This is a genomic window from Collinsella sp. LCP19S3_B7 (assembly GCF_052121795.1).
Lineage (GTDB): Bacteria > Actinomycetota > Coriobacteriia > Coriobacteriales > Coriobacteriaceae > Collinsella.
Genome location: NZ_JBQKDO010000004.1, coordinates 89,049 through 102,670, shown reverse-complemented (window position 1 = coordinate 102,670; position 13,622 = coordinate 89,049). Strand labels below are relative to the sequence as shown.

The following is a 13,622-nucleotide window of genomic DNA, read 5'->3' as shown; positions in this document are numbered from 1 at the left end:
TTGGTTCTATTTGCATGGTCCCCGTTTCGGAAGCGCCGCGGGGGCATCGTTGCCGGGGTCGTGGACAACGTACCAGCTGTTTTGGTAATGGCAGATGTCGCGGCAGGTTCCGTCCCCGACGACAACGCGCCAGGACTCGGACTGCCTGTTCCTGCCGAGCGCCCACGAGCGGGGGCTGTAGGACTCGATGCGGTCGAACGGGTAGACGGTGCCGTCGTACCATTTGATGCCCCAGGGGACATACTCGCCGTCGGGGCGGCACTCGACGAGGGCCGTGACCAGACGGATAGACTTCTCGCTCTCCCCCATGACGGAACACCTTTCGAATTAATAACGAACGCATGTTCTATTATAGTGCATTGAAGGGCGGATTACCATCGATGCAGTTGCCGCTGCGGCACGTTGGGGCGTGGCCATGGCCCGCCATCGTACGCTCCTGCATGCAATATCAACCCTGAGCGAAGGGAGCCGCATATGCATGCAGCGGCAATTAACCTTCGGGGGGGGGTATCTCCTAGGAATACCCGCCTCCGAGGGCAATCAATCATCGAGTACGTACTGATTGCAGCCGTCATCGGTCTGGCAGTGATCTTCGCCGGCCCTCAGGTCTCGAGCGCAATCCGCAACCAGTTCAACACGGTGACGAACACGGTCGACTCCGGCACCGACGGCGATAGCTTCATGAGCGCCGAGGAAAAGGCATATCGCGAGGCGATGAAGACCGTCGTTAACAAGGATGCGAAAGATTGGACGCTCGACGAACAGAAGGCCGCGGCAACCGATATCGCCAAGAACGGAACGTCCTCGGTCGTCTACGCCAAGGCCAAGGCCGCCATGGATGCGGGAACGAAGTTCTCTACCAAGCTCACGAACGGCAAGACCCTTGAGTACAGAATCATCGGCATCAACCATGATGACTTGGCCGATGGTAGCGGCAAGGCAGGATTGACCTTTCTAACCACCTCTACGACCATCAGCTCCCGAATGAACGCGACGAACACCAACGTCGGCGGCTGGGAGCAGTCGGAGCTCCGCCAGAAGATGAACTCGGGCGAGATTTGGAACCTCATGCCATCCGATTTCCAGTCGAGGGTTAAGGCCGTAAAGAAGCTCACGAACAATGTCGGCGGAAACGATAAGAATGCCGCCGTCACAGCAACGGTCGACAAGCTGTTCCTGCTCAGCTACTCTGAGATCGTCCCCACCTCCTACTGGGCATCCAGCTATCCCTGGACTTCCTCCGAGGGCGCCCAGTACGAGGCGTTCCGGGACAAGGTGACGAATAACTGTTCGGGCAATGAATCCCTGAAGATTGGCTACAGTTGGTGGGAGCGTTCAGTGCGTCCGCTCGCTTCCAGCAGTTTCCTTGATGTCAACGACCGCGGCGATCCGTCACTCAACACCCCCGCGATGAACTCGCGTATCGTTTGCCCCGCTTGGTGCTTCTAGCCTTGGCCACAAAGCCTGCGCAATACCGCGTGGGCTTTTCTTTACAGGCGTTAGCCTGCAATTTAAGAGGGGGCCACATTGTAGCCCCCTCTGTTTTCAGATTTCTATTTTCGAATTTTTATTTGCTATACGGTGATTTTAAATCTTCTTGTAAACATTGACCTCTCCCTCGACGCGTTCTATCTTATAACCCCCCTTTAGCATGCTGGAATGGCTGGCGAGCTTCTTCCCGAGGATCGTATGATCTGTTGTTGGCTTCCGCTCGCCCGCTGGGGTCACCGTATAGAGGAAGTTATGGTTTTTATCGATTTCTTCGATGATTTCTCTTGTCTTAAACTCCTTTCCGCTTTTGTAGTTCTTAATTATTGCAAGCGCTTGCGCTGCCGCGATGTTTGGGTTGAGCCGAGGCTGGACTGCCCGGATCTCTTCCATCACCAGCTCGTACACAGCTTGCGCGACCCCCTGTCCTCTCATCCGAGCCCAGCTCTCTATCTGCCGTTCTTCTGCGGGTGTAAACAAAACTCTCATTACAATTACTCCTTCATGAGTTTAGGAATGAATACACGGCTATATAATACCCAGTATATTCGCAACTAACCCTGCTACTTTTTATAATGTATAGAATGTAGTGTAAATGAAAATAAACTACCTGCATACCAGGCAGCATTTTGCAGATGTATAACAAGTTTTCAGATCAACGCTAGTTCAAATATGTATTGAGCTAATGAATATGCTATTCTGTGTTTAAGAATCGGCGATAAATCGACCGGAGATAAGAATATGAGAAGACGTTGGAACGACCCCGCAGGCGCCGCGGAAAGGCTCAGGGCCATAGAAATTGACCGACCGGAGCTAATGAGGGTTCAGGCCCAGGAGATAACCGGCATGTCCGCAGCGGTGTTCGGCCGTGAGGTGATAGAGAACCCGATGTGGATCGCCCGAAATACAGAGAAGACCCTCCCTGGGGTGACTTATTTCAAGACTGCTGATCTCGCTCGGCATTTCGAGCGCATGCGCGACAAGAGGGAGTGCGCCAAACTCCTGTATCACTATTTCTATTTCTCCGACGAGGCGTTCCTGGAGGAATACGGCAAGCCTAAAGATGTCGTGTTCGGCCCCGGGACTTCAATGGCCGTCTCAGTTTCGGGCGATGGTGACGAGGGCTAGGGCGGGCGATGACGGCCCGCCGGCGGTGCTATCGGCGATCAAGGGAGGTTATCAATGGAGATCATCGAAGGCGGACAGCTCTCAAATGAAGAGCTGTTGAAGAGGGTCGTTCGGGACCGTGTGCGGGCCGACAGCAGGTACAAGCCCATGAATGGATTGGGTGTCGTCATGCACGGGAACGTCGTCGAGGTTATGGAGGACCAGGCTCATCTCGCCGTCGAAGCGCGGATTCCTCTCCAAATCTCATGCAGACTATGCGAGACGGGAATTATCGTCGCCACTTTCCCCTCGCCGCGAATCATCCCGCCATCTATGCGGGGCCCGTTCCTGGAGCTTGCGAACGCCGTCAACATTGCCTCCGTGGGAGTCGGCGGGCTCGTCCTGGACGACCTGGACCTCGCATTCATGACGGGAATGCCATACGAGCTTTTCAGGGCGGCCCCCGATGAGGCCGGGCGAATCCTCCTCACGAGGGGTGTGGACCTGCTCGACAGCATCGCACTGGCAGCCCTTAGCCTCTCCGTGGGAGACTGGTCAATAAAAAAGACTCTCAACTTCGTCGACACACTCTATTCGAATGGGTATGTGTGCGAGGAGGATTGGTTCTAGCGCGGAACCGCCCGTATCAAGAGCGTTTCTATAGCCGTTCCAGAGCCCTTCTTGACTCAGTCCCGTGTCGGCGCCGCCGCCGCAAGCGATGAGCGGCGCCGACACATGGCTTGCCCAAAAGTGGAAGGAATCCACTGTTGGGTCATCAGGCGGATAATGAAGCGGTCGAGGCACAAGCGTGTCAAGCCATGTAGCAGCAAGAATGCCGCCGTTATGTTAGTTATACCGCTGACATAACGGCGGCACAGGTGGCGCGACCTCGGCGTGCGCCGCCGAGCTGTATGTATATACGGCATATACGACTATATTTGGGCAGGAAACCGCTTACGTTTTGTGACGGGACGCCGCTTCGAATGATGAGGGCATCTCGTGGCACTCTCCTGCGTTCTGGATGTCCTCGGCTGTCCTGATGAGCGTCTATACTGAAATTGCTCACGCTGGGGGCTGTGCCTCGTTAGACAGAACGGTACGCCGTCATCAACACCCCGCTGCGCCACGACTAGACGCTAATCCTGAGGAGGTAAATGTATGCGCATTTACTGCATGTCAGATATCCATGGATGCCTTGAGCCGTTTCTGAAGGCCCTGGAGGCCGTCGACCTTGAGTCCGAAGACTCAAGTCTGGTCCTCCTTGGAGACTATGTGGACAGGGGCCCCGACTCGCTCGGGGTGTTCAGGACCGTCATGGGGCTCCAAGAGCGCTACGGCGAGCGCGTCATCGCGCTCCGGGGGAACCATGAGGAGCAGTTCTTGGAGTACATCAGCAATGTTGACAACCCCGACTTCGCGCAGGCGTGGAAGCTCGCTGACAGCAACCTGGCGACCGCGAGGTCCTTCCTCGAGCCGGATGAGTTCGAGCATATGCGGCACCTCCTCGTCCTGAAGCGCTTCGAGGAAGCATACCGCTACACGGTGGGGCGCATAAGGAAAGCTCACGGGGAGATCATCACATGGGTCGGGCGACTCCCGTACTACTGGGAGTCGCCTTTCGGGCAGGTGTTCGTCCATGCCGGAATCGATGAGGAGGCCGCGGACCTATGGCGCGTGGGCACCCCGCCGGAGTGGTTTACCGCGATGCTGCCGATGTATGCCGGCGAGCACTTCGACCTCGACGTCATCGCAGGCCACGTCACCACCGAGACCGTCAGCGGTATCTCCGGGTACCGGGGGGTCTGGTTCGACGGCGAGAGCCACTACTATGTCGACTCCAACGTCATGGAGCACGGCGAGGTCGCGGTGCTGACCTACGACTCGGAGACCGGAAGGTACTCGGGACCGGGACTAGACTGAGGATAAGGCCCTCAGGCTCTCGGTTTTCTCCTCTGCTAGCATTTCGAGTTCAGGGCGTATGCGGTGGGTGGATAATGGATTCACTTCGATGGCGGCGTTGACGGGAGCAGCCATGGCGATGTGCGAGATCGAGTTCGATGAGGGCGAAAGGGGCTTGATTCAGGGCCATGCGGACGCCGCGGGCATGTCCTTTTCCGAGTTCGTGAGGAGTGCCGCGCTCGAGAGGGCTGAGGACATGGCGGACATCAAGGCCTACGACGAGGCCTTGAATGGGGATGACGGCACCCGCTACCCGATGGAAGAGGTCGTGCGCATGGCGGAGGAGGCCGAGTGATGGTCCGCACGCATCATATCCCCTTCGAACGAGGGGCCCATGTATAACAGTGCCTGCGCGATCTTGGCGTGGACCCCGAAACTCTTGAACGAGTCCGACTCGCCGGATAGCGATTCGATGGACTGGAAGAATGCAAGGAATGCCAACCTCTTCGATTCCTTCGAGCGCAACGTGCTAAGCCGTCGGTTTCTCCTCGGCATCCTGCTCGAACTTGACAAGGGCGTCGGATATCTGTCTGCTGGTGGGAAGCGCGAAGCGCTCTCTGCGCGACACGATCTCATCGAACATCGGGACAACGAACGCCCGGACCTTCGCCTCTTGGAACTGCGATGGGAGCGTTTCCTCCATCAGCGCCTTGAACTCTTCCGGCTTTACGCCGTCTAGGACAGCAAGCAGCTCGTCCATCTCATGCCCATCGAGCAGGTACTCGACCGCCATGCACGACACCATGGCGTTGAAGTACCGCCCAAAAGACGCGCCGTCGCCCTCGAACAGTATCCCGCCGACTGCGCCCGCGGCCGCCGTGCCGACCGTTCCGCCGACCATACCGCCCGCGAGGCCGACGATGGTCCCCACGCCGGGCGACACCGCCGTGCCGGCCGCGGCGCCGACCTTCGCTGCCGCGACACCCGCCGCGGCAGCGCCGGCGATTCCCCCGGCGATCGAGGTGGCGAGGCATGCCATGTTCTGGGCGTACTGGGCTTCACTCGCCTTGCCCTGTAAGAGCTTGTAGGTCTCGGGGACCGAGAACACGGCGAGGGTCACCGCTGCCGAGACGGCATTGCCCCTTAGCATCTTCGCGAGCTGCTTGGAGGCGGCCGCCCCGCTGATGGCGGTCTTGCCCGTAAGAGCGCGCAGGCCGTTGACGATTGTGGCGGACGCCTTGAATCCGAGCTTGCCGACCACCGCCTGGCTGGGCGCCATCAAAGCGTTGGAAAGCCCCGCTCTGGAGAGCTGCGAGACGACCATGTGCTGGGCAAAGGACAAGCCGAAAACCTGGACGCCGGCAGCGATGCCCGCCTGGACGGCACCGGTGATGTCCCTGGTCTCCCTGTACGCCATGAACGTCGTCACTAGAAACGACAGGCCGAATGCGCAGGAGCATGTGACCGCGCCGGTCGCGGCGTCATAGGTCACCGATTCCACCGTTCCCGGCTTGGTGAGGTTCACCGCCTGGTCGTATGTGAGCTTGCCTTTGCGAACTATCTTCTCGGCGTCCTTGGGGTCGCTGACGCCGGGGACCTTGCCTTGGCTAATCTTCTTCTCAAAACCGCGGAGCACCTGCTGGTACTGGTCTTTCGGAACCTCGAGCTGCATCGGCGTGCCGTCTTTCGTTAGGTAGCGATACTGATGGCTGCTCGGATCGAAGCATGCCTCGAGGGAGCCGCGTGCTGTCTTGTAGTACTTGGTCTGGATCAGAACGCCGTCGACACATCGGTCGGCGCCGTTCTTCACGTTGTCCCTCCCCAGAATCTCGGCCTGGTGGCCCTGGAGCCTGTCGATGATGTTGTTCGCTTCCTCGGCGAGTTCTCCGTGGCCCGCGGGGTTGTTGACCGCGGCCCGCTGCTCGACGAAGACCTCCCCGTTGCCGTTGATGGTCGCCGCCGCCGCGACTGCCGCGGCTTTGACCGCCGTATCGTCCACCGTGGCAAGCTCGCTGTCGATGCCGGCGGCGCGGTCATCCTCAAGGTCGCGGAGCGCCTTGCAGCGGGATACGAACTGGCTCCGGCACGCTTCGTCGACGGTGAGCGCAAGGTTGTTTTCACCGTCGGAGATGAAGGAGCCGGGTTCGAAGTACGCCCACTCGAAGTAGAAAAGGCGAGACTGCCTCTTTTCCTTCCCCGGGACGGCGAACGCGTCGGCATCTGCCTTGATGTAGATGCCCTTTTCGGTCATGGCGATGCCGCTGGGCCTGAGGTCAAACTCGGCGTCGGCCCAGATGACGGTTTGTTCCCTTGGTATCGGGAAGGCTGACTTCACTTTGGCGGTATTGGCTTCCGTCAACGGGAGCGGAGACTCCTGGAACGAGTCGAGTAGCTCCTGTGCGCGGGTGCCCTCAATCGCCCTCAGGGCTTCCTGCACCTTGGGCGCGTACTCCGCCTTCTCCGTATCGAGTCTTTCAGCCTCTATTTCATCGAGGGCGGCCTTCGCCTCGCCCGCCACCCCTGCGACCGCAGCGCCCGCCGTTGTCACCGCGTCCACGATCGCGGCGCCTGCCGCTGCTGCCACCCCAGATGCCCCCTCGGCAATCATGGCCGTCGCCTCGCCGGCGGTCTTAGTGGCCCTCTGAATCTCTCGCAGCGGGTCGAAGCCTTTGTCGAATATGCTCATGGACGATTCTTTCTCGTGGGCGAACAGGCAGTTCGAATCGCGTTGTTTCTCATACGAGCGTTATTATACTTTGCGGTTTATGCCTGCGACCCTCCCCTGTCGCCGGTATTGCCGCTGCGGCATGACAAGCCGCGTCTCCCGCACCACATCGTACGCTCCCGCATGCAATATCAATCCCCATACGAAGGGAGTGTCGCATATGCATGCAGCGGCGCGGAACCTTCGGGGGGGGGTATCTCCTAGGAATACCCGCCTCCGAGGGCAATCGATTATCGAGTACGTACTGATTGCGGCCGTCATCGGTCTTGTGATTGTGTTCGCGGGGCCCGGTGTGGCCGGCGCGATCAGAAACCAGTTTAACCAGGTGACTAACACGGTGGACTCCGGCACCGAGGGAGATAACTTCATCTCGGCCGAGGAGAAGGCCTACCGCGAGACGATGAAGACCGTCGCACAGAAAGAGGCCAAAGACTGGACCCTCGACGAGCAGAAGGCGGCGGCCACCGACATCGCCAGGAACGGCACGTCGTCTGTGGTCTATGCCAAGGCCGAGGCGGCGATGAAGGCGAGGACAAATTGGTCGGTCAAGCTCACGAACGGAAAGACCCTAACCTATCGCATTATCGGCATCAACCACGACGACCTCGCCGACGGTAGCGGCAAAGCTGGACTCACGTTCCTCACCACATCGACGAATATCAGCTCCCGTATGAACGCGACGGACACCAACGCCGGCGGCTGGGAGAAGTCCGAGCTCCGCGCGAAGATAAACTCCGGCGAGATCTGGAACCTCATGCCGTCCGACTTCCAGTCCAAGGTGAAACCGGTCAGGAAGCTCACGAACAACGTAGGTGGGGACAGCGCGAACAAGGATGCCGCCGTCGCGACCACCGTTGACAAGCTGTTTCTGCTCAGCTATTCCGAGATCGTCCCGACATCGTATTGGGCGGAAAGTGACCCTTGGACCTCCTCCGAGGGCACCCAGTACGAGGCGTTCAAGGGGAATGTCACGAATAACTATTCGAGTAACGATTGCCTAGTGTTTGGTGGCTATTGGTGGGAGCGTTCGGTGACTCCGGACCGCTCTACGAACTTCCTCTATGTCGGCACCTACGGCGATCCGTCGAACAGCTACGGCGGCGCGTCGACCTCGTATTGCGTCTGCCCCGCTTGGTGTTTCTAGTCATTTGGATAAAGGCCCGCGCGATCCCGTGCGGGCCTTTTTTGGCTCCCGCACGAACGTTTTGAGGTTCGTGGCACGGGTAATCGGGTTGAGGGTAAACGGGGTCATACAGCGGCTCTCAGAGCGCCTGGCGCGCTTCGCCGCCATTACCTCTTCGGCGTCCTCGTGTAGAGCCCATCCCGCTTGGCGTTTCGCTGCGACAGCCAACTTGTCAACCGATCAAGTGAACTACTGGAATAAATACAGCGACACGCTTGTTCGTTACAGTTGCTATATCTGCGTAAATCGCCGCGATAAATATGGCCTGTACTCGGCTGTATACCAGCTACGCGTATGTAGATTCATATCGCGTTAATAAATCGGCTCAAGCGTGTGCAAAACGCGCAAGTAACCGCAAAAAGCGATTATCGCGTAGGTAGATTATTGGCACCCTGTTGCTTAATCAAAATTAAGCAATTGCTTAAAACAAAAAAGGTCAGGCACTAGGTGCCTGACCTGCAAACTTCTGGTCGGGACGACTGGATTCGAACCAGCGACCCCTTGACCCCCAGTCAAGTGCGCTACCAAGCTGCGCCACGTCCCGAAGCTTATGTTTGTTGCTCTGCTCTCGCTCGCAACAGGGAGTATAGTAACCCGAAACTTTGTCCTTGTGCAAGAACTTTTTTACAAATTTTGAAGCAAGTCTAAAATTGTAACTGCGAGCTGGGGTTTTGTTAGTACGGGAAGTTCTTGCGTGCCCGCTGTACTTACTATCCAGGCCTTGTTGGTATCGGTCCCAAAGCCCGAATCGGCGCGCGAGACATCGTTGGCGATAATGGCATCGCAACCCTTGCGCACGAGTTTGCGCTGCGCGTACTCCACGACGTTATCGGTCTCGGCCGCAAAGCCGATCACACGGCGATCGCCCTTTTGGCGTGAGAGTTCGGCCAGGATGTCAACGGTCTCGACGAGCTCAATTCGATCCAGGCGCTCGTTGGCCTTTTTGAGTTTATGGTCCGCCGGGGCAGCAGGCGTGTAGTCGGCGACGGCGGCGGCACAAATGGCCGCGTCGGCCGTCTGAAAGGCGCTCAGCGCCGCCTGGAGCATTTCCGCGGCGGTTTGTACGCGCACGCACGCTACACCGCGGGGAACGTCGAGCGATGTCGGTCCCAGCACGAGCGTGACGGCGGCACCGCGGCGCGCGGCCTCCCCCGCCAGGGCGATGCCCATCTTGCCCGATGACCGGTTGCCAATGAAGCGCACGGGGTCGATCGGCTCGTGCGTGGGGCCGGCGGTGATCACGATGCGCTTGCCCACAAGGTCCTGAGGAGCGGGGTCGAGCAGCTTGCAGACGGCCTCGACGATGTCCTCGGGCTCGCTCATGCGTCCCGTGTCCACATCGCCACAGGCAAGGTAGCCGCTACCCGGACCCACAACGTGGACACCGCGCTCACGCAGCGTGGTCATGTTGGCCTGCGTGGCCGGCGCCTTCCACATGCCATTGTTCATGGCCGGTGCGACCACGATAGGACGCGGCGTGGCAAGCAACGTAGTGGAGATGAGGTCATCGGCGATGCCGTTGGCCATCTTAGCGATGATATTGGCCGTCGCGGGCGCCACGACCACCAAATCGGGCTCCTGCGCCAGCGAGATATGGTGGATGGGGTCGGAGGGGTCGTCGAACAGACCCACAGCGACCGGCTCGCCCGTGAGCGCGCGAAAGGTGAGCGGGCCCACAAACTCCGTGGCATGCTCGCTCATAACGACCTTAACGCGGGCGCCGCGCTTTTGCAGCAGGCGCACGATATTGCACGACTTATAGGCGGCGATCCCGCCGGTAACGCCCAGCAGGATCGTTTTTCCCTCAAGTTGCATTGAATTGTCGGGTGCCGTCGTCATTGTTAGGCTTCCTTGTTGGGGAGCACGAGCAGGCGGTGGCAGTACGGGCAGTGCGTAATCTCACTACCGTCGTGGTTGAGGTCGCTCATGGACGACGCCTGCAGCGCGGTGTGGCAGACCGTGGGGATGTTGCCCTTGATGGTCTCGACGGCCAGGCCACGGAACTGCTTGAGTAGACGCTCGTAGTCGGTGAGCACGTCGGTCGGCAGCGTGGCGGCGAGCGCGGTGCGCTCCTTGGTGGCGGCATCAATCTGGGCCTGCAGGTCGGCGGCCTTGGCACGGGCGGCCTTGGTGTCGGCCATTACGCCCTCCTCGAATTTGGCGATGATGGCCTGCGCGCGAGCCTCACGGTCGAGCGCCTCCTTGTGGGCGACAACGACATCCTTGCGGGTGTGCTCAATCTTGTCCAGTCGCTTGGCCAGGGTGGCGAGCTCGTTTTCCAGATCCTGGATCTCGCGGTAGTCAGAGCCGTCGACGTGGCGTTTCTTGGCGGCCTCGATGGCGTTGTTGGTCTGGATCTCGGTGGTGTTGAGATCGTCCAGCTCAATGTCGAGGTCCTTGCGCTGAGCATAGAGCTTGGTCATTTCGGACTTAAGCTTTACATAGGTTTTGCGCTTTGAGGCGAGCTCCTTGAGCTCCGGCATATTGGCAAGTTCGCTCTTGTTGCGGGCGAGCTCCAAATCGATCTGTTGCAGCTTGAGTAGCGTAGCGCCGGCGCTCATAAGTTCTCTCCTTTTGTCACAGTCCACCATTGGCAAGGGTTCAGTATTTTAATCGCATGACGGGGGTCGACCCCGGCGTCAACCGCAGAGTTCATCAAGATATCCACGAACGGCTCCTCGGAGCGATCGTGGCCGAGCAAGATCACGCTCAGCCCGCGCAAGGCAAGGTCTTGCGCCACGTGATAGCCCGCCTCGCCCGTCACGATGACATCCGCACCGGCGGCGATGGCAAGCTCGCCAAAGTCGCCGAGGGAGCCGCCCAGAATGGCAACGGTGCGGCACGGGCGCTCGGCATCGCCCCATACGCGTGGGTCGCTTCCGAAGGCCGTGGCAGCACGGGCGGCAAGATCGCACAGCGTGCACGGGTCGTTGAGAGTCGCAAGCGCGCCCAGGCCGGTCGACTCGGGGTCGTCCGCGTGCTCCAGCGAGCTAACGGGCACGGCGTTCAGCAGCTTGCATAGACAGGCACGCGCCTCGTGCGAGCGGTCCAGGTTGGTGTGGAGCGAGATAATGCTCACCCCGCAGCGGGCCGCCTCGTAGAGCGCCGCGCTGCACTGGGGGCGCGTTGCGCTGGGCGGGCAAAACGACTCGGGCGCCTTGATGTAGACGGGATGATGCGTGAGCAACACGTTGGTTCCGGCTTCCAAGGCGCGCTGCACGTTGTTCCTGGTAGCGTCAAGCGCGCAGGCAACGCCGCGGATCTCGTCGTCGGGGTCGCCAACGGATAAGCCTACGTGGTCCCAGGGCTCGGCGTCCGTCTTGGGATAGCGTGCCAGCAGGGCGCGCTCAAGCTCGGCGACGATCATGCGGCACCTACAATCGAGAGCAGCGTCTGGGCAAAGTCGTCCAGATCGCTCGGATTCACGCGGTCATCGAAGGAGATGCGCAGTGCGCCCAGCGCCTGCTCGCGACCAATGCCCATGGCGCTCAGCACGTGGCTCGGGTCCATGCTGCCGCTTGAGCAAGCCGATCCGGCCGACACCTCAAAACCGGCGGCGTCGAGCTTGATGATGAGCTCCTCGGAGTCCATGCCGTCAATATAGATCGATACCATGCCGGGTAGACGGTCGGCCTGCGTGTAGTCGCCCATGGTGGCGTGAATGCGCGGATGGGCCGTGAGCGTGGCGTAGAGCTTGTCGGACAAGGTCTGCAGCGTGGCGCGCTCCTGAGCCACATGGGGCGCCAGAGACGAGGCGGCAGCGGCAAAGGCCAGCTGCGTGCGCAGGTCCTGCGTGCCGGCACGACGTCCGGCTTCCTGTCCTCCGCCAAAGATGCGGGGGCGCAGCGGCGTGCGGCTTTTTAGGTATAGCGCGCCGGAGGCTACGGGGCCGCCAATCTTGTGTGCTGCAACGGTCATAGCATCGACGCCCAGCTCGGTCACATCGAGCGGAATATGCAGATAGCCCTGGATGGCATCGGTGTGGAACAGGGCGCCCGCGGTGTGCGCAGCCGCGGCAAGCTCGCGGATAGGCTGTACCACACCGGTCTCGTTGTTGGCGGCCATGATGCTCACGAGCGCGACGTCGTCGCCCAACAAGTCGCTCAGCGCGGCAGGCTCGATGTAGCCCGCACGGCAGGGCTGCACCAGGTCGACGGTAAAGCCCGCGGCTCGCAGCAGCGATAGGTTGTCCAGGATCGAATCATGCTCGATCGCAGACACGATCGCGCGCTCGCGCTTACGATCGCGCTGACGAGCACCCTCGGCAAGTCCGAGGAGCGCCAGCTGGTTGGCCTCGGTACCGCCGTTGGTTAGGACAATCTCGGACGGGCGAACGCGCGCGCCAAAGCTGCGGGCGATCTCGCGGCGTGCAACCTCCAGACGTGCGGCAGCCTTGCGGCCGAGCGAGTGCAGCGAGTTGGGGTTGACGCCTGCAAGCTCGCTTTCGTCGTACTCGCGCTGCGCAAGGAGCGCCTCGGCGCGCATGGGCGTCGAGGCGGCATAGTCAAGATTCACGGGTATGCGGTTTTGACCTGCGGTCATAAGGGTTTATGCCTCCTGTGCGGCCTCGTTGCCCAGCTTCTGCAGCAGCGCAACCTCGGCGGCGGGATCTTCGGACTTAAATACGGCGGAGCCGGCCACCAGGACCTCGGCACCGGCCTTGACGACCTCGGCAATGTTTTTGGAAGAGATACCGCCGTCGACCTCGATCATGGGCGACACGCCGTGGCGCTCGCACATGGCCTTGAGCTCGTGGAGCTTATGCAGCGTGCCCGGGATAAAGCTCTGGCCGCCAAAGCCGGGGTTCACGCTCATGAGCAGCACCATGTCGACGACCTCGATGATGCTCTCGAGCACGCAGACGGGAGTGGCGGGGTTGAGCACCACGCCGGCCTTGACGCCGCGTTGCTGTAGGTGCGTGAGCGTGCGGTGCAGGTGCGTGGAGGCCTCGTAGTGAACGGTGATCATATCGGCGCCGGCGTCGGCGTACCAATCGACGGTCTCGTCGGGGTTCGACACCATCAGGTGCGCGTCGACCGGCACCTTGGTGGAGCGCTTGACGGCCTTGAGGATATCGACGCCAAAGGTGAGGTTGCCGGTAAAGTGACCGTCCATGACGTCGAAGTGCACATAGTCGGCACCGGCGATCTTGTCGAGCTCGCCCTTGAGGTTGGCCATGTCAGCCGAAAGGACGGACGGAGCGATTTTGATGGAACCCAT

At 60.2% G+C, this 13,622-nt stretch carries 14 protein-coding genes and 1 tRNA gene; 6 read left to right on the top strand and 9 right to left on the bottom strand.

Annotated elements, in window-relative coordinates; all coding sequences use genetic code 11:
- Nucleotides 1-6: 6 nt before the first annotated feature.
- Nucleotides 7-309: a hypothetical protein gene (locus tag ACTQW0_RS02970; RefSeq protein WP_441566860.1), complete on the bottom strand. Its 303-nt coding sequence runs from the start codon at nucleotides 307-309 to the stop codon at nucleotides 7-9.
- Between the two features lie 276 nt (nucleotides 310-585).
- Here ACTQW0_RS02970 and ACTQW0_RS02965 point away from each other — a divergent pair, with 276 nt between their 5' ends.
- Nucleotides 586-1,449: a DUF6273 domain-containing protein gene (locus ACTQW0_RS02965; protein WP_441566858.1), complete on the top strand. Its 864-nt coding sequence runs from the start codon at nucleotides 586-588 to the stop codon at nucleotides 1,447-1,449.
- A 138-nt stretch (nucleotides 1,450-1,587) separates the two neighbouring features.
- Here ACTQW0_RS02965 and ACTQW0_RS02960 read toward each other — a convergent pair whose 3' ends face one another.
- Nucleotides 1,588-1,977, bottom strand: coding sequence for a hypothetical protein (locus ACTQW0_RS02960; protein WP_441566856.1), 390 nt, complete (start codon nucleotides 1,975-1,977; stop codon nucleotides 1,588-1,590).
- Between the two features lie 357 nt (nucleotides 1,978-2,334).
- Here ACTQW0_RS02960 and ACTQW0_RS02955 point away from each other — a divergent pair, with 357 nt between their 5' ends.
- From ACTQW0_RS02955 to relB, 4 genes are all read left to right on the top strand, one after another.
- A complete protein-coding gene (locus tag ACTQW0_RS02955; RefSeq protein WP_147356446.1) occupies nucleotides 2,335-2,616 on the top strand; it encodes a hypothetical protein in 282 nt (93 codons plus the stop codon).
- A gap of 54 nt (nucleotides 2,617-2,670) precedes the next feature.
- On the top strand, nucleotides 2,671-3,225 hold the full coding sequence (locus tag ACTQW0_RS02950) for a hypothetical protein (protein WP_441566854.1): 555 nt from the start codon (nucleotides 2,671-2,673) through the stop codon (nucleotides 3,223-3,225).
- A 528-nt stretch (nucleotides 3,226-3,753) separates the two neighbouring features.
- Entirely contained in the window at nucleotides 3,754-4,515 is a 762-nt protein-coding gene (locus tag ACTQW0_RS02945; RefSeq protein WP_441566852.1) for a metallophosphoesterase, read from the top strand.
- A gap of 112 nt (nucleotides 4,516-4,627) precedes the next feature.
- On the top strand, nucleotides 4,628-4,849 hold the full coding sequence (gene relB / locus ACTQW0_RS02940; RefSeq protein WP_441566850.1) for a type II toxin-antitoxin system RelB family antitoxin: 222 nt from the start codon (nucleotides 4,628-4,630) through the stop codon (nucleotides 4,847-4,849).
- A 174-nt stretch (nucleotides 4,850-5,023) separates the two neighbouring features.
- On the opposite strand, the gene ACTQW0_RS02935 is transcribed toward relB, so the two are convergent.
- Nucleotides 5,024-7,180 (bottom strand): hypothetical protein, encoded by a 2,157-nt coding sequence (locus tag ACTQW0_RS02935; RefSeq protein ID WP_441566848.1) that lies wholly within the window; start codon nucleotides 7,178-7,180, stop codon nucleotides 5,024-5,026.
- A gap of 364 nt (nucleotides 7,181-7,544) precedes the next feature.
- Here ACTQW0_RS02935 and ACTQW0_RS02930 point away from each other — a divergent pair, with 364 nt between their 5' ends.
- Nucleotides 7,545-8,363 (top strand): DUF6273 domain-containing protein, encoded by an 819-nt coding sequence (locus tag ACTQW0_RS02930; RefSeq protein ID WP_441566846.1) that lies wholly within the window; start codon nucleotides 7,545-7,547, stop codon nucleotides 8,361-8,363.
- Nucleotides 8,364-8,869: 506 nt separating this feature from the next.
- Here the strand turns inward: ACTQW0_RS02930 and ACTQW0_RS02925 are convergent.
- The 6 genes from ACTQW0_RS02925 to rpe form a co-directional block, all read right to left on the bottom strand.
- Nucleotides 8,870-8,946, bottom strand: a tRNA-Pro gene (locus tag ACTQW0_RS02925).
- Between the two features lie 80 nt (nucleotides 8,947-9,026).
- Nucleotides 9,027-10,241, bottom strand: coding sequence for a bifunctional phosphopantothenoylcysteine decarboxylase/phosphopantothenate--cysteine ligase CoaBC (coaBC, locus tag ACTQW0_RS02920; protein WP_441566844.1), 1,215 nt, complete (start codon nucleotides 10,239-10,241; stop codon nucleotides 9,027-9,029).
- Nucleotides 10,242-10,243: 2 nt separating this feature from the next.
- Nucleotides 10,244-10,963, bottom strand: coding sequence for a zinc ribbon domain-containing protein (locus tag ACTQW0_RS02915; RefSeq protein ID WP_441566842.1), 720 nt, complete (start codon nucleotides 10,961-10,963; stop codon nucleotides 10,244-10,246).
- The gene (locus tag ACTQW0_RS02910) at nucleotides 10,960-11,769 is read right to left on the bottom strand and encodes a Nif3-like dinuclear metal center hexameric protein (protein ID WP_441566840.1); all 810 of its coding nucleotides are present in this window, start codon (nucleotides 11,767-11,769) and stop codon (nucleotides 10,960-10,962) included. Before ACTQW0_RS02910 ends, ACTQW0_RS02915 begins: the two co-directional genes overlap by 4 nt.
- Entirely contained in the window at nucleotides 11,766-12,944 is a 1,179-nt protein-coding gene (locus ACTQW0_RS02905) for a cysteine desulfurase family protein (protein WP_441566838.1), read from the bottom strand. Before ACTQW0_RS02905 ends, ACTQW0_RS02910 begins: the two co-directional genes overlap by 4 nt.
- A 6-nt stretch (nucleotides 12,945-12,950) precedes the next feature.
- A complete protein-coding gene (gene rpe / locus ACTQW0_RS02900; protein WP_441566836.1) occupies nucleotides 12,951-13,622 on the bottom strand; it encodes a ribulose-phosphate 3-epimerase in 672 nt (223 codons plus the stop codon).